Here is a 15,010-nt window from a genome sequence, read left to right as displayed (position 1 = left end):
GTCCCGCCATGGTCGCGTCCCGCGCGTGCCCGACGCATCTCTATGGTTGCTGTGCCGCCGGCCCTTCCACCGCCGCGAGCGGCCCTTATGTCGTCCGTCACGGCCGGTAAGCACGCTCGGAGAAGACTTGGAAAGGCGCCGGTGCGACGATTCAATCAGCCGATATTGCCGGGCGAGCCCGGGCGAACCGCCGCGTTAGTGCCATCCGGCTGCGCACCTGAGGCGGTGTCGACGCGCACCGGCCGATGAAGCCGTGCGGAGTTCAGCCGTCTCACTTCATGAAAGGACGCGCAATGAGTGTTTCCACTACGCACGCGACCGTCGCGGATCTGTTGAAAGCCTTCTCCGACGCGACGCCCGACCGCGTCGACGAGGAGTGGCAGCGACTCGTCGCCGCGGTGTGGGACGGCACCACCCTGTGGAGCGGTGGCGAGCTGACGGACCTGTCGCAGTCGGCGGTGCCCGTGCTGATCGCCGAGCTCGACCGGGTGGGCGACGACCGCAAGGGCTATCTCGCCATCCTCCTCGGCCTGCTCGCCGAGGCCGAGTACCCCGCCACCGACGGCCCGGTCACGGCGGCCGTGCGCGAGGGCCTCGACACCTACCTCGGCATCCTCGCCGGTGCCCACAAGGACCAGCCGCTCACGTTGGCCCTGCTCTACCTGCTCTCGCACCTGCCCGCCGACCGCGACCGCATCCTCGCCACCGCCGCGCCCCTCGGCCTGGACGCGCCCGAGCAGACGAGGCTGGAGCGCGCCCTCGCCGACCTGGACCCCGCCGAGCCCGACCTCGGCCGCATGTGGCCGTCGCCGTCGGTGTGGAAGCTGACCGACGAGGAGCGCGAGTTCGACCGCGAGTGGATCGGCGCGCTCACCCCCGAGCAGACCCTCACGAACTGGCAGAACGACACCCGGATGGTCTTCGGGTACGCGGGCGCCATGGCGTACTGGGCCGTGCGGCACGGCATGCCCGTCGACCTCACCGACCAGGCCACCCCCGCCGACCCGGTGCGCAACCCCGCGGGCGACCTCGACGTCGCCACCTTCGGCCAGTACGCCGAGCAGCTGCGCTGCCCGGCCTGCCACGGCGCCCTGGACTTCCAGGAGTCGAGCGTGCGCTGCGCCGCCTGCTCGATCACCTACCCGCTCGCGCGCGGCATCCTCGACCTCGCCGAGGGCATCAACGAGGACGACGGGGCCGACGTCCACGAGGCCACCGCCGCCCTGTCCCAGAAGCTCGCCGAGCTGCCGAGCATGGGCGTCTACTACGAGTCCGTGCTGCGGCCCGCGTACCTGCGCATCGCGGGCGCCAACTGGGGCGGGGCCGTCACCCCCGCCGAGGAGGACGGCTACCTCACCCGGCACATCCGCCCGAACGGCGGCCCCATCCTCGACCTCGCCGCCGGCGCCGGCCGCTGGACGGCCGTGGTGGCGCAGACGGTCGGCACCGAGCGGCTGATCGCCCTCGACATGGGCCTGCCGATGCTCACCGTGCTGCGCGGCCGGCTGCCCGAGGTGCCCGCCGTGCGGGCCAGCGCCCTGGACGTGCCCTTCGCGGACGAGTCCCTGGGCGCGGTCAACTGCTGGAACGCCCTGCAGGCCTTCCCCGACGACGCCGAGCGCGCGATCTCCGAGATCGGCCGTATCCTGCGCCCCGGCGGCACGTTCACGATGATGACGTTCCTGTTCGACACCGACCTGATCGTCCGCCACTTCCAGGCGTCCCACTTCTTCCCCAGCCGCCCCGCCGGCCAGCTCCTGTTCGACCGCGACGAGGTCGGCCGCTGGCTCTCGAACGCGGGCATGACGGTGATCCAGGAGTCCAACCCGGGCACCTTCCTCTTCATCACCGCCCAGAAGCTCTGACCCCCTAGCCCGTCGACGCCCCGCCACCCCCCGGCGGGGCGTCGTCGGGCGTTCGGCCGTCAGGGGCCCCCGAGCGGGGGCGTCGTCGCAGTCGTACCCCGAGCTGGAGGCAAGCCGCCCATGACCACAGTCGACGACCGGTACACCAGCGTCGCGCTCCCGGGCGACCCCGCCTTCGCGGCCGCGACGCACGTGTTCAACCTGGCCGCGCCCGCCGAGCCGGCGGCGGCGCTGACCGCGCGCACCGTCGAGGAGGTCCGGGCCGCCGTCGCGCACGCCCGCGCCGAGGGGCTGCCGGTGCGGGTGCACACGACCGGGCACGGTTCGGCGGCCTCCCGGCCCATGCGCGGCTCGCTGCTCATCCGCACCGACCTGGGCGGCGCCGTCGAGATCGACGCCGCCCGCCGCGTCGCCCGCGTCCCGGCCGGGACCCGCTGGGGCGCGGTCGTCGAGGCGGCTGCCGCGCACGGCCTGACCCCGCCGCACGGGTCGTCGCCGGACGTCGGCGTCGTCGGCTACCTGCTTCGCGGCGGCATGAGCTTCTACAGCCGCAAGGTCGGCCTGGCCGTCAACGGCGTGCGCGCGGTGGAGCTGGTGACCGCCGACGGCGAGCTGCTGCGGGCCGACGCGGTCACCGAGCCCGACCTGTTCTGGGCGCTGCGCGGCGGCGGGGGCGGCTTCGGCGTGGTCACCGCCATCGAGGTCGACCTGTTCCCGGTGGCCAGGGTGGTGACCGGCGCGGCGTTCTGGCCCGCCGCCCACGCCTCCCGGCTGCTGAAGACCTGGCGGCGGTGGACCGAGGACGCGCCGTGGGAGGTCGCCACGTCCGCCCGGATCATGAACCTGCCGCCGCTGCCCGAGGTCCCGCCCGTCCTGGCCGCGGGCCCGGTGCTGTGCGTGGACGGCGTGGTGCTCATCGAGACCGAAGGCGACGTCCCGGCCGGGCGCGCCCAGGCCGACGACCTGCTCGCCCCGCTGCGCGCGCTGGCCGACCCGGTGATGGACACCTGGCAGCTCACCGCCACCTCCGGCGTCCTGGAAGCCCACATGGACCCCTCCGACCCGGTCGCCATCATCGGCGACCACCTGCTGCTGAGCGAGATCGGTGACGACGGTGTCGACGAGCTGCTGCGCGTCATCGGCGAGGGCTCCGGCTCGCCCCTCATCACCGCCGGCCTCCGTCAGCTCGGCGGCGCCTACGCGGCGCCCCACCCCGGCGGCGGCGCCCTCACCCACTTCGACGCCGCGTTCGCCTACTCCGGCGCGGGCGTCCCCGGCGGCGACCTCACCACCGAGGACATCAAGGCCCACTGCGCGCGGGTCCGCGAGGCCCTCACCCCCTGGGACACCGGCCGCACCGCCCCCACCTTCGTGGAGAGCCAGGACCAGCCCCAGCGCCACCTCACCCAGGCCCAGGTAGAGGCCGCCGACGCCGTCCGCCGCAGGGTGGACCCCACCGCCCTCTTCCAGGCAGACACCATGCTGAACACCACCGCCCTCTGACCCCGGCCTCCCTCCGGCCCGTAAGCCCCCGGCGCCCACCTGCGGCGACCGGCCCCGGCCCCGGGCGGCACCGCATCACCGGGCGGCTGCCCCCAACCGGGCGCCGTCCCCGAAACGGTGCCTTCGGCGCGCCCTTTCCAAGGGGGCGACCCCGGCCCGGCCCTGCCCTGCGCCGTCGCGCGGTGTCTGCCCTCGGGTTGTTCGAGGGACGGTGGCAGGGGGCCGGTCGACCGGCCGGAAGCGGGTGAGCGCGACGGGTATGCTTGAGGCCCCTCAAGGCGCTTCGACCGATGCCGGGGTACGCCGTTGGCTCAGAAGGTGAAGCCGCCGGGGCGGTTGTTGCGGTCGGCCAGGAGGCCGGCGAGGGTGGAGACGGCGATCTCGGGCGGGGTGCGGGAGCCGATGTTCAGGCCGATCGGGCGGTGGACGCGGGCGATGTCCTCGTCGGGGACGCCCAGCTCGGCCAGGGCCGTGAGGTGGGGGGCGGTGTGGCGGGGGCTGCCCATCACGCCGATCCAGCGGGCCTTGCCCGCGAGCAGGTCGCGCAGCACGGGGCCGAGCTCGGGGCGGTCGTGGTCGGTCAGCACGACGTCGGCGGTGGCGTCGAGGTCGGCCGGGGGCTCGGTGACGACGTGCACGCCGACCGCCGCGGCGGCGGCCTCGTGGAAGCGCTCGGGGTCGGGTTCCACCAGGATGGCGCGGTACCCGAGGTCGCTCGCGTAGCGCAGCAGGTGGTCGGCGACCGGTGAGGCGAACACGGCCACCAGGGTGCGCTCGGCGGCGGCCTCCTCGGCCTCCCCGTGCGCGACCGCGCAGGCCGGGTCGGTCTCGTGCCCGTGGGCGTCATGCTCATGCGAATGCGCCATGCCCCCAGTCTTCCACGCGCCCCGTCGACGGACCCCGTACCGGCGGTGCCGGGCGAGGCCTGGGCGCAGCATCGGGCGGCCGGATGGCCGGTCGACTCCATGCCGGTTCCAGGCGGCGGAGGGCATTGACTGTTACTACGTTCAGCGATATATATCGTTTTATGCTACGCGAGCAGAGTTACCTGATCCTGCTGGCACTGTCCGACGGGCCGCTGCACGGCTATGGGGTGATCAAGGCCGTGGCCGAGATCTCCGAGGGGCGCGTCAAGCTCGGACCGGGCACCCTGTACGGGGCGCTGGACCGGCTGGCGGGGGAGGGCCTGGTCGCCGTGGTCAAGGAGGAGGTCGTCGGCGGGCGGCACCGCCGCTACTACGACCTGACCGGGCAGGGACGCGGCGTGCTGGTGGAGGAGACCGCGCGCCTGAGCCGGTTGGCGGTTACCGCACACCAGCGGCTGAAGCTGCAGCCGGGATGGGGGACGTGATGGCCGAGCACGAGCGCGACGCCCTCGGCGGTCCAGCCCGAAGGGGAGGGCCGCCGGATGACACCCCTGACGGGCACGCGGCCCAGCGGGGGGACGGCGAGTCCGCCGCGATCGCCTATGAGCGCCACTGCGAACGGCTGGTGCGGCTGGCGTACCCGCCGCGCTTTTGGGAGACGAGGGGCGGGGAGGTGGTCGGCACCCTGCTCGACCTGGCGGAGCCCGGCAGGTCGCGGCCGAGCGTGGCGACGGTGGTGGACGTCCTGCGGGGCGGGTGGCTGCTTCGCCTGCGCGAGCGCCCGCCGCTCTGGCATTGGCTGCTGTTCCGCCTGTTCGGGAAGCGGGTGCCGTACGCGTACCGCTGGTGGGTCCGAGACGACATCCGCGGCCGGTACTTCGTCCTGCGCCTGTTTCTGTTCTCATGGATCACGATCTACGTCCCGCTCACACTGACGTACGGCAGCGATCACGACGTTGCCAGCCTGATGGCGAGAGCCGCGGTCTGGGCACTCTGGGGGGCGTTCGTGTGGGTCCGTCGCCGAGAGCACCGGCGTCGTCTGCTCGCCAAGCACGAGTTCCACCCCGACGGCATGCCCTATCCGTACGCTCTTCCCCCCAAAGGGCCGGCGCCCACCAGGGGCGTCGCGTAGGACGCCGGCCCGCCGGCTCCGGGGGCGGACGGCGGGCCGGCTTTCGCGATCGGCGTCAGCGCAGGACGGGGCGTTTGGTCTTGGGGAGGGACTCGACGAGGTCGCGGGGGACGTTGAGGGTGTCGGCGGTTACCTGGGGCGGGGTGTTGGCCATCCACTGGGTGGCGGAGATGTCGGCGAAGCGGGGGTCGCGGAACATCTCCAGGAAGACCAGGGGCTCGTTGCCGAGGTTCTCGATGTAGTGGCCGTAGGCGAACGGGACGTAGCCGACGTCGCCCGCCTGGAAGTTGAACGTGCGGGCCAGGGTGGAGCTGCCGAACACCCCCATGCGGCCGAAGCCGGAGATGTAGTACTGCCATTCGTCGTTGGTCGGGTGCCAGTGCAGCTCGCGCAGGCCGCCGGGCTCCAACTCCACCAGGGCGGCCGAGATGGTGGTCGAGGCGGCGAAGTTGGTGGAGTCGGTGATGCGGACGGTGCCGCCGTCGAAGCGCAGCGGCTCCTGCGCGTGCATCCTGTGCGAGAAGGTGCGCGGGACGTCGCCGGCCGGGCTGACCACCCGGTCCGACTCCAGCGGGGGAGGCACCTGGCCCGAGAAGATGTACTTCTCCCGCTCCGGCATTCGCTCAAGCTGCTCCGGCGTCCAGCCGAGGTTCTTGGCGAGCACGTTCCTCGGCGTGTGGGCGAAGAAGTCGCTGATCATGAAGGTGGAGTTCTCCGAGAAGGAGCCGTCGTCGAAGACCAGCAGGAACTCGACCCCCTCCTCCAGCGCCTGGATGTAGTGCGGCACGCCCTTGGGGAAGAACCACAGGTCGCCCTTGCGCACGTCGTCGAGGAAGTTGCGTCCGTCCTGGTCGACGGCGCCGATGCGGCAGCTCCCCTCCAGGACGTAGGCCCACTCGGCCTCCTTGTGCCAGTGCAGCTCGCGGTAGGCGCCCGGGTTCAGGTGCATGTCGACGCCCGCGAGCGTGGTGGCGATCGGCAGCTCCCGCTGGGTGACCTCCCGGGTCCACCCGCCCTCCTCCATGCGGGTGTGCGCCATGGAGAAGGAGAACTTCATGTTGGGCAGGGTGCCGTGGTCGGTCGGCGGCGGGGTCAGCAGGTCGGGGTTCTGCAGGTCGAGCATGACGTTCCGCGGCCCGGTGTCGACGCCGCCCCTCCCGTCGATCTGCGGCTGGGGAACGTTGCCGGAGTCGGAGCCGTTCATGGAATTCCTCCAGGGTGCAGAGTGCGGGGTGAGCCGGGGGCCGTCGGAGGGGCGGCGGGCGAGGTGGCGTCAGAACAGGAACGCGAAGGGCAGGCAGGCGGCCAGGACGGCGACCACCGTTCCGGTGACGCCGGCGACGCGGGTGGTCGCCGGGGCGTTGACCAGCGGGCCCATCACCGCCGGGTCGCGGCAGAAGTAGACCAGCAGGAACAGGGCGACCGGCACGCCGAGCGAGATGACGACCTGGCTCATGACCAGCAGGCCGGTCAGGGGGACGCCGCAGACCAGCGCGGCCACGGCGGGCGCCATCGTCACGACGCGCCGCAGGTGCACCGGCACGCGGCGTCCGAGGAAGCCGCGCATCACGATGTCGCCCGCCAGGGTGCCGACGCCGGCCGAGGAGACGCCCGACGACAGCAGCGCGACGGCGAAGGCCAGCGCCGCGCCGCCGCCGACGCGGGCGGCCAGCTCGGCGTGCGCCTCCAGCAGGTCGCCGTCCCACGCCCCGGCCGTCGCCGCGCCCAGGCCGGCGCCCAGGGCGATCATCGAGACGTTGACGACCGCGGCGGTGCCCAGGGCGAGCGCGCAGTCGAGCCGGAGGGCGCGGCGGATGAGCGACGGCTGCCGCCACGCCATGTCGGCCGAGGTGTGCCGGCCCTGCACGAGCGCCGAGTGCAGGTAGACGGCGTGCGGCATGACCGTGGCGCCGACGATGCCCATGGCGAGCACGAGCGACGCGTGGCCGTCGAACGTGGGCAGCAGCCCTCCGGCGAGGCCGGCGGCGGACTGGTGCCCGACGACGAGGATGTCGTACCCGATGCCCGCGCCGACGAGCAGCACGGCGGCGGCGCTCATCAGCTCGAACCGGCGGGTGCGGCCACGCCGCCGCAGCTCCAGAAGCAGCAGCGACGCCGCGGCGGTCACCACCGCGGAGAGGGCGACGGGCATCCCGAACAGCAGTCGCATGCCGATGGCGGCGCCCACGAACTCCGCCAGGTCGGTCGCGAGCACGACGATCTCGGCCTGCACCCACAGCAGGCGGCTGCCCCAGCGCGGGAACCGCTCGCGGCACAGCCGCGGCAGGCTCTTCCCCGTGGCCATCCCCAGCTTGGCGGCCTGGAACTGCACGAGCATCGCGACGACGCTGGCCGCCACGACCACCCAGACCAGCAGGTAGCCCGAGGTGGCGCCCGCCGTCAGGTTGGTGGCGACGTTCCCGGGGTCCACGTAGGCGATCGCGGCGACGAACGCGGGCCCCATGATCTGCGTGACCCGCGACAGGCGGGGCGGCGGAATCGCGTCACGGTCTCCGGCGGCCTGGCGGAGCCGGCGTGGGTTCGTGGTCCAGCTGCGAACGATCACTCGATTTCCTCTGCGCGCGCCGCCGGGAAAGCGGACTTCCTGCCGTGCGCTTGATCACTTCAGCGCGAACCAGGAATACCCGCACGCGCGTGAGGCGACGCGTGAAGACGATCCACATTGCGGCAAATAGCGTGCTGTGAAACGGAAAGGCGATCGTTAATGCGCTCAAATCAGACTGGGCTGTCGAAGAGCCGGAAATGCCGTTTACTGCATACGTCGCGGCGCATCGGGCCGCGGGCCGGCGGAACGCTCAGGGCACGGGCACCGGCTGGTAGCGGGCGAGCAGGCGCAGGTAGGCGGCGGCCTCGCAGAGCTGGTTGAGCGGGAACCGCCACTCGGGGTGCGGGTCGGTGGGGGTGACCCAGTACACCGCCCCGACGATCCGCTCGCGGACGGTGACCCTCGCGCGCGGGGAGCCGGTCGGGCCGAACACCAGCAACTCGGTGGGGTGGAAGGCGGCACGGGGCGGGATGTCGGCGCCGCCGAGCCGCAACCGGCGGTGCAGGACGACCGTCCCGGCCACGCCCATGCGGCTCAGAGCTTCCAGCAGCTCACCGAGCAGCAGCGCGTCGTCGTTCGCCTTCTTCTCGGAGACCGGCCGGGTGGAGATCATGGATGAGCCGCCATTCTTCTTCGGAGAGGGGAGGTTCGCCGAGCGACTGTGCCGCCTCGTTGGACTCCTCCAAGGTCAGGTCCCACAGGCGCGACTGGGCGGCGAGGCGGGAGGCGCGGCGCTCCTCTTCCAGCACACCCCGGACCACCTCGGCGGCCCGTCGCGCGGTCTCGAGGTTCGCCCGGCGCTGGGCCGGGGGAAGCTCCTCTGGCTTGTAGTTCAGGATGTACACGGCCGCCCCGTGCTCAGTCGCGAGCCGGGGGAGGGAGGGGGGTGGTCAGGGGGGAGCGTGAGCGTCTCCAGGGCGGGCACCAACCACCCTTCGGGCACCGTGGTGAGCAGGTCGACGACCTTCTCGGACAGGGGATGGCCCTCGCGCAGCTCGGCGTACCGCCTGGCGATCCGCCGGCCGGCGGTCACGATGTCGTTCACGGGCCCCACGCACGACAGGGGCCGCCCGCCGGCGGACCTGCGTCCCGAACACCAGGCGTAGCTCCTGCCGTCCGTCCACACCACCAATTCGATCCAGACCGATATGAACGCGGCGCCGGGGATGGCATTGACGTCGACGGGGATGCCGTACCCGGCAAGCTCCTGTTTGAGAAACAGTGCCGCTCTTAGGGCTGGATCGGAGGGACGCCCCGGATGTGGCCGTTTCCCCAGATAGCTGATTGTCTCCACAGGTCCTTCGGTCATGGCCCTCGCCCATCGGTCGACAGATTTCTTTCCGGTCTTCCCAGGTTGCCTGTCAACGCCTACGGAGCGTAAGAGAACGTTGACAACGAACATAGAATGTTTTCCGTTGATTCGTAGTTAAGTTCGGTTCAATGGAGGCCGGATGTCCCCGAGGCGCGAGCTCAACCCCGAATCCTCCCCGGCTGCCCGCTTCGGCTATCACCTACGCAAATATCGCGAGCAGGCCCATCTGACGCAAGAGGCTCTGGCCGATGTCGTCCAGTACACCGGCGCCATGGTGAGCATGGTTGAGCGGGGGATTCGTCTGCCTAAGGGGGATTTCGCAAGAAAATGCGATGATTACCTGCGGCTGGACGGTGCATTGTTCCACTTATGGGAGATCTGCCGGTCAGACGGCGCGCAGCGCTGGTTCCTGCCCTGGCTGGAGGCCGAGCAGAACGCCACGACGCTGCACACGTGGGAGCCCTCGCTGGTGCCGGGCCTGCTGCAGACCCCCGAGTACGCCCGGGCGCTGTTCACGGCCGAGCCGGGGATGCCGCGGTCGCACGTAGACGCTTCCGTGGCTTCGCGAATTGAGCGACAAGCCATCTTCCAGCGCGAGGATCCTCCTATGATGTGGGTCGTGCTGGACGAGGTCGTGCTCCAACGACCGGTGGGGAGCCCCGCCGTCATGAGAGGACAACTAGCCCACCTCCTGGCTATTTCCGACAATCCGCGTATTACGCTCCAGATCGTTCCATTGGTATCGGGTTGCACCGCAGGATTGCTGGGAGCGTTCGTGTTGGCTCAGGTTCAGGGGCATGAGATGGCATACCTCGAAACCGCCGGCACGGGCGTGGTGACCGCCACGCCGGAGGTCGTCCAGAAACTCCAAATAAGATATGACGCGATACGTGCCCATGCGCTTCCGCAGGACGCGTCGCGAGACAAGGTCGAGGAGTGGATGCGGAAATGGATGACTTGAGCAGAGCGACGTGGGTGAAGTCCTCGTACTCCGGCGGTAACGGCGGCAACTGTGTCGAGATCGCCTGGTTGGGGGGTGACGTCACGGCGGTGCGCGACAGCAAGAACCCCGGCGGCCCCGTGGTGCGCTTCGGTGGAGCCGCCTGGGAGGCCTTCCGGGGAGGAGTCAAGGGCGGTTCGCTGACGGGTATCGCCGGCTGAGTCACCATGAGGGGAGGGCCCGCGCCGCCGGTGCGGGCCCTCCGTGCGTCCAGGCCCGGGGCGCTGAAAGTTTCTCGGGGGCTTGGCGCACGTCTCCGAGCACATTGTTCGGAAATACCTGGTCAACCCGCCCGAAACATTTCGATGCCCGAAGTGTCGTTGCGGATCAGGCGGAATGCCGGATACGGTGCGGACATCCGGTCTGACAGCGCACCTTACGCACCGCCGAGGAGTCCGTTATGACGACCAGGCGTTTCGTCTCGGCCGTGACCACGGCCGTCGTCGCGGCCGTCGCGGCCCTCACGCTCGTGGTGGGGCAGTCGGCCCCCGTGGGGGCGCAGGCGATCGGCGGGTTCGACTTCTCGCGGGCCCAGGTCTCCGTCACCGGGCTCCAGGTGCCTTGGGGCATCGCCTTCCTGCCCGACGGCAGCGCGCTGGTCACCGAGCGGAACACCGCGCGGGTCATGCAGGTGCGCCCCGGCCAGACCCCCTCGGCGGTCGCCACGATCGCGGGCGTGTCGGCGTCCGGCGAGAGCGGCCTGCTGGGCATCGCCGTCTCGCCGACGTACGCCTCCGACCAGTGGGTGTACGTGTACTACACCACGAGCGGCGACAACCGGGTGACCCGCTTCCGGCTCAGCGCGCCCGGCACCCAGCAGGTGGTGGTGAGCGGCATCCCGCGGGCGAACTTCCACGACGGCGGGCGCATCGCGTTCGGCCCCGACGGCATGCTGTACGTGGCCACCGGCGACGGAGGCGTCACCGCCAACGCGCAGAACCTGAGCAGCCTGGGCGGGAAGATCCTGCGCGTGCTGCCGGCCGGCGGGGTGCCGTCCGGCAACCCGTTCTCCAACTCGCTGGTCTACAGCTACGGCCACCGCAACGTGCAGGGCCTCGCCTGGGACGACCAGGGCCGCCTGTACGCCACCGAGTTCGGCCAGAACACCTACGACGAGGTCAACCGCATCGTCGCGGGCGGCAACTACGGCTGGCCCACGTGCGAGGGAAGGTGCGGGAACTCCTCCTTCCGCGACCCGATCGTCGTGTGGACCACGGCCGAGGCGTCGCCGAGCGGCCTGGCGTACGCCAACGGCACCCTCTTCGCCGCGGCGCTGCGCGGCACACGCCTGTGGACGGTGCCGCTGAACGCCGACGGCTCGGCCGGCACGCCGGTCGCCGAGTTCCAGGGCGCGTACGGGCGGCTGCGCGCCGTCGCCGTCGGGCCCGACGGATGGCTGTGGGTGGGCACCAGCAACCGCGACGGCCGCGGCACCCCCGCCGGGAACGACGACCGCATCATCCGCGTCCCGCCGACGGGCGGCTCCAGCCCGACGCCCACCCCGACGGTGACGCCGACCGTCACCCCGACCCCGACGGTGACCCCGACGGTCACGCCCACGCCGGGCGCGCGGGCCTGCGGAGCCACCTACCGCGTGGCCAACCAGTGGAACGGCGGGTTCTCAGGCGAGGTGGTGGTGCGCAACACGGGCACGTCGGCCATCTCCTCGTGGACGGTCGCCTGGACCTTCCCCGACGGGCAGCGGGTCACCCAGGCGTGGAACGCCGGCGTCACCCAGTCGGGCGCGGCCGTGACCATGCGCAACACCACGTGGAACGGCTCCCTGGCCGTGAACGCCACGGCCACCGCCGGCTTCAACGCGTCCTGGACCGGCACCAACCGCGTCCCCTCCACCGTGACCTGCACGGCCACCTGACCCACCCCGCCTGAGCGCCGGCCGCCGCGCACAGGGCGCCGACTTCGCCGTACCGTGCGGCGTGTGCCGGGGGCGGTCCCGGGTGGGGCGGGCTCCGGTGGGCCTGGGGGAGGATTCCCGGGCTTGTCAGCCGAGGGGGACGGAGGTGGTGAGGCCGCCGTCCACGACGAGCTCCTGGCCGGTGATGTACGACGACCGGGGGGAGAGCAGGAACAGGACGGCGTCGGCGACGTCGTGGGCCTCGCCGAGGCGGCCGAGCGACACGTGGCTGCGGTTCTCAGCCTGCGCCTCTTCGGTGCTGGAGATGGCCGTGAACATGTCGGTCACGATGTAGCCGGGGCTGACCGCGTTGACCCGGATGCCGCGCGGCGCGAGGTCGGGCGACAGGGTGCGGGTCAGGTTGATGACGGCGGCCTTGGTGGCGGCGTAGATCGCGGTGAAGGCCAGGCCCTTGTGGGCGAGCCACGAGCCGTTGACGACGATGGAGGCGCCGTCGTTCAGGATCGGCAGCGACTTGGCGATGGTGAAGAAGACGCCCTTGAAGTTCGTGCCGACGACCTGGTCGAAGGCCTCCTCGGTGACGTCGGTGGTCCGGCCGAACGCGATGGTCCCCGCGTTGGCGAAGACGCCGTCGAGCGAGCCGAACCGCGCCCCGGCCTCGGAGACGACCCGGTCGAGGTCGGCCGCGCTGGAGACGTCGGCGGACACGGTCAGGACGCGGTCGCCCGCGTCGAGGTCCTTCGCCGCCTTGTCGAGGCGGTCCGCGTCGCGGCCGACGAGCACGACGCTCGCCCCGGCGCTCACGAGCCGCTGCGCGGTGGCCAGCCCCATGCCGCTGCCACCGCCGGTGATCAGTACCGTCTTACCTTCGAACTCAGCCATGTCGCCAGGGTCACATTCGCACTAGATGCGCCACATCTCTAGGAATGCGAAGTCATTTCGCGCGGCCAAGGTCATACGTGGGGCACCGCGGGCCGGTCGTCAGCACAGCACTCCGCAAGATGCGTCGCCGCGCGGTGGGCGGTGACGATGAAGCGGTGCTGATCGGCGGATCGACCGTTTTCCCGCTGTACAGGTGAAGAAAGGAGCCTGCCATGCCTCGTGCCCGGAGCCGGCGTCGCGACCGGCCAACCGTATAAGCCGGACGGGAACGACGCGGGCAGTCCATCGCCCACACTCGGCGCGCGGACCGGATCACTCCCGCCGCTGAGGTGACAATACACGTTTTCCACCGACCCCCCACCCGCGAGCCGCCATCCATGGGCACGGTGACGACGCCGTCGCCGGACGCCGGCGGGAGGCGGGCGCGGCACGACCGGCGTGTCTCCGCGGAGGCGTGAGAAATCCGTCCGCGCCGCGGCGGCTTCTCCGCGCGGCCGCAGGCCAAGGCCGGCGCATGCCCGGTACCGACGGCCACACAGACGAAGCCTGTTCAGATCACGGAAATTCGAGGAGATGACCCATGGGTAAGGACGCCAATACCCGAGCGGTGGTGCTCGGTGGAAGCCTTGGCGGGCTGTTCGCGGCCAGGGTGCTGGCCGACGCCTACGACGAAGTCGTCGTAGTCGACCGCGACCTGCTTGTCGGGGTGAGCGAGCCGCGGCGCGGCTGCCCGCAGGGACGCCACATCAGCGGCTTGCTGACCCGGGGTCAGCGGGCGGTCGAGAGCATGTACCCGGGCATCACGGCCGAGCTGTTCGCCGACGGCGTGCCGGACGGCGACCTGGCCGGCACCGTGCGCTGGTACGCCCGCGGCCGGCGGCTCAAGCAGCAGAACGCCGACATGCTCTGCGTCGGCGCCAGCCGTCCGATGCTGGAGTACCACGTGCGCAACCGCACGCAGGCCCTCGGCAACGTGACCTTCCTGGAGCGGCACGACATCCTCGGCCTCACCACGAGCCCGGACCGCAGCAAGGTGACCGGTGTCCGCGTGCAGAACCAGCTCGGCGAGGGCGTCGAGGAGACCCTGGACGCCGACCTGGTCGTCGACGCCAGCGGCCGCGGCTCGCGCACCCCGGTCTGGCTGGAGGACCTCGGCTACCCCCGGGTCAAGGAGGAGCGCAAGAAGATCGGGCTCGGCTACGTCACCCAGCACTACCGGCTGCGTACCGACCCCTTCGACGGCGACCTGTCCATCAACGGCATCGCCTGGGCGAAGAACCCCCGCGGCGTCATCTTCAGCCGGACCGACGGCACGCGCGTCGAGATGACGGTCTACGGCGTCCTCGGCGACCACCCGCCCACCGACCAGGCCGGCCTGTACGAGTTCGTCAAGAGCCTCGGCATCCCCGAGATCTACGACGCGGTCATCCAGGCCGAGCCGCTGGACGAGCCGGTGGCGTTCCGCTTCCCGACGACGCTGCGCCGTCGCTACGAGGACATGGACCGCTTCCCCGACGGCCTGCTGGTGGTCGGCGACGCCGTCACCACCTTCAACCCGATCTACGCCGGCGGCATGACCGTCGCGGCGCTGTCGGCGCTCACCATCCGCGAGCACCTGCACAGCGGCGCGGCCCCGGTGCCGCTGGACTACTTCAAGGACCTGGCCCGCAACGTCATCGACCCCCCGTGGGCCGTGACCAACGCCGCGGACCTCTCCTTCCCCGGGGTCGAGGGCGACCGCCCGCTGAGCCTGAAGGTCGAGCAGACCATCATGGCGCTGGTCCAGACCGCCGCCTCCAAGGACAGCCGGGTGACGGCCGGCTACATGCGGGTCGCCGGCCAGGTCGAGCACCCCAGCACGCTCATGAAGCCGAAGTACGTGCTCCGTGTCGCGCTGGCCCTGCTCGGCCTGTCCAAGCACACGGCGATCCCGTTCCGCGGCCAGAACGTCCAGCCGGCGGCGGAGCCCACCCGGGTTCCCACCGCTTGAGCGTCCGGGGGTCCCGCG

The 15,010-nt window shown here is 71.5% G+C and carries 15 protein-coding genes; 8 read left to right on the top strand and 7 right to left on the bottom strand.

All coding sequences use genetic code 11. The features are described 5' to 3' along the window. Nucleotides 1–293: 293 nt before the first annotated feature. Both PYR91_RS03670 and PYR91_RS03665 read left to right on the top strand, forming a co-directional pair. Nucleotides 294–1,865 carry a class I SAM-dependent methyltransferase gene (locus PYR91_RS03670; RefSeq protein WP_279777482.1) on the top strand — a complete coding sequence of 524 codons (1,572 nt, stop codon included), beginning with the start codon at nucleotides 294–296 and terminating at the stop codon, nucleotides 1,863–1,865. Between the two features lie 120 nt (nucleotides 1,866–1,985). Continuing rightward, nucleotides 1,986–3,368, top strand: coding sequence for an FAD-binding protein (locus tag PYR91_RS03665; protein WP_279777481.1), 1,383 nt, complete (start codon nucleotides 1,986–1,988; stop codon nucleotides 3,366–3,368). A 311-nt stretch (nucleotides 3,369–3,679) separates the two neighbouring features. Here PYR91_RS03665 and PYR91_RS03660 read toward each other — a convergent pair whose 3' ends face one another. After that, nucleotides 3,680–4,234: an XdhC family protein gene (locus PYR91_RS03660; protein WP_279777480.1), complete on the bottom strand. Its 555-nt coding sequence runs from the start codon at nucleotides 4,232–4,234 to the stop codon at nucleotides 3,680–3,682. A gap of 161 nt (nucleotides 4,235–4,395) precedes the next feature. Here PYR91_RS03660 and PYR91_RS03655 point away from each other — a divergent pair, with 161 nt between their 5' ends. Both PYR91_RS03655 and PYR91_RS03650 read left to right on the top strand, forming a co-directional pair. Next, the gene (locus PYR91_RS03655; protein WP_279777479.1) at nucleotides 4,396–4,719 is read left to right on the top strand and encodes a helix-turn-helix transcriptional regulator; all 324 of its coding nucleotides are present in this window, start codon (nucleotides 4,396–4,398) and stop codon (nucleotides 4,717–4,719) included. Continuing rightward, nucleotides 4,719–5,366 carry a hypothetical protein gene (locus PYR91_RS03650; RefSeq protein WP_279777478.1) on the top strand — a complete coding sequence of 216 codons (648 nt, stop codon included), beginning with the start codon at nucleotides 4,719–4,721 and terminating at the stop codon, nucleotides 5,364–5,366. The genes PYR91_RS03655 and PYR91_RS03650 overlap by 1 nt, the downstream gene beginning before the upstream one ends. Before the next feature lie 55 nt (nucleotides 5,367–5,421). On the opposite strand, the gene PYR91_RS03645 is transcribed toward PYR91_RS03650, so the two are convergent. From PYR91_RS03645 to PYR91_RS03625, 5 genes are all read right to left on the bottom strand, one after another. After that, on the bottom strand, nucleotides 5,422–6,570 hold the full coding sequence (locus PYR91_RS03645) for an oxalate decarboxylase family bicupin (RefSeq protein ID WP_279777477.1): 1,149 nt from the start codon (nucleotides 6,568–6,570) through the stop codon (nucleotides 5,422–5,424). Between the two features lie 69 nt (nucleotides 6,571–6,639). Then, nucleotides 6,640–7,932, bottom strand: a complete 1,293-nt coding sequence (locus PYR91_RS03640; protein ID WP_279777476.1) for an Nramp family divalent metal transporter — start codon at nucleotides 7,930–7,932, stop codon at nucleotides 6,640–6,642. A gap of 250 nt (nucleotides 7,933–8,182) precedes the next feature. Beyond that, nucleotides 8,183–8,545 carry a hypothetical protein gene (locus PYR91_RS03635; protein ID WP_279777475.1) on the bottom strand — a complete coding sequence of 121 codons (363 nt, stop codon included), beginning with the start codon at nucleotides 8,543–8,545 and terminating at the stop codon, nucleotides 8,183–8,185. After that, complete coding sequence (locus PYR91_RS03630) at nucleotides 8,484–8,777, bottom strand: hypothetical protein (RefSeq protein ID WP_279777474.1); 294 nt, start codon at nucleotides 8,775–8,777, stop codon at nucleotides 8,484–8,486. The genes PYR91_RS03635 and PYR91_RS03630 overlap by 62 nt, the downstream gene beginning before the upstream one ends. Further along, a complete protein-coding gene (locus tag PYR91_RS03625; protein WP_279777473.1) occupies nucleotides 8,765–8,977 on the bottom strand; it encodes a hypothetical protein in 213 nt (70 codons plus the stop codon). Before PYR91_RS03625 ends, PYR91_RS03630 begins: the two co-directional genes overlap by 13 nt. A 406-nt stretch (nucleotides 8,978–9,383) precedes the next feature. Between PYR91_RS03625 and PYR91_RS03620 the strand changes: the two genes are divergently transcribed. The 3 genes from PYR91_RS03620 to PYR91_RS03610 all read left to right on the top strand — a co-directional run bounded on the left by PYR91_RS03620 (nucleotide 9,384) and on the right by PYR91_RS03610 (nucleotide 12,120). Continuing rightward, on the top strand, nucleotides 9,384–10,205 hold the full coding sequence (locus PYR91_RS03620; RefSeq protein WP_279777472.1) for a helix-turn-helix transcriptional regulator: 822 nt from the start codon (nucleotides 9,384–9,386) through the stop codon (nucleotides 10,203–10,205). Then, the gene (locus tag PYR91_RS03615) at nucleotides 10,193–10,405 is read left to right on the top strand and encodes a DUF397 domain-containing protein (RefSeq protein WP_279777471.1); all 213 of its coding nucleotides are present in this window, start codon (nucleotides 10,193–10,195) and stop codon (nucleotides 10,403–10,405) included. The genes PYR91_RS03620 and PYR91_RS03615 overlap by 13 nt, the downstream gene beginning before the upstream one ends. Before the next feature lie 239 nt (nucleotides 10,406–10,644). Then, nucleotides 10,645–12,120 (top strand): PQQ-dependent sugar dehydrogenase, encoded by a 1,476-nt coding sequence (locus PYR91_RS03610; RefSeq protein ID WP_279777470.1) that lies wholly within the window; start codon nucleotides 10,645–10,647, stop codon nucleotides 12,118–12,120. A gap of 126 nt (nucleotides 12,121–12,246) precedes the next feature. Here PYR91_RS03610 and PYR91_RS03605 read toward each other — a convergent pair whose 3' ends face one another. Next, nucleotides 12,247–13,002, bottom strand: coding sequence for a glucose 1-dehydrogenase (locus tag PYR91_RS03605; RefSeq protein WP_279777469.1), 756 nt, complete (start codon nucleotides 13,000–13,002; stop codon nucleotides 12,247–12,249). Between the two features lie 580 nt (nucleotides 13,003–13,582). Here PYR91_RS03605 and PYR91_RS03600 point away from each other — a divergent pair. Then, complete coding sequence (locus PYR91_RS03600; protein WP_279777468.1) at nucleotides 13,583–14,992, top strand: FAD-dependent monooxygenase; 1,410 nt, start codon at nucleotides 13,583–13,585, stop codon at nucleotides 14,990–14,992. Nucleotides 14,993–15,010 lie beyond the last annotated feature (18 nt).

It is taken from the genome of Sphaerisporangium sp. TRM90804 (genome assembly GCF_029846175.1).
Lineage (GTDB): Bacteria > Actinomycetota > Actinomycetes > Streptosporangiales > Streptosporangiaceae > Sphaerisporangium.
The sequence above is the reverse complement of the archived record's forward strand: the minus strand, read 5'-3'. Positions and strand labels throughout refer to the sequence as shown.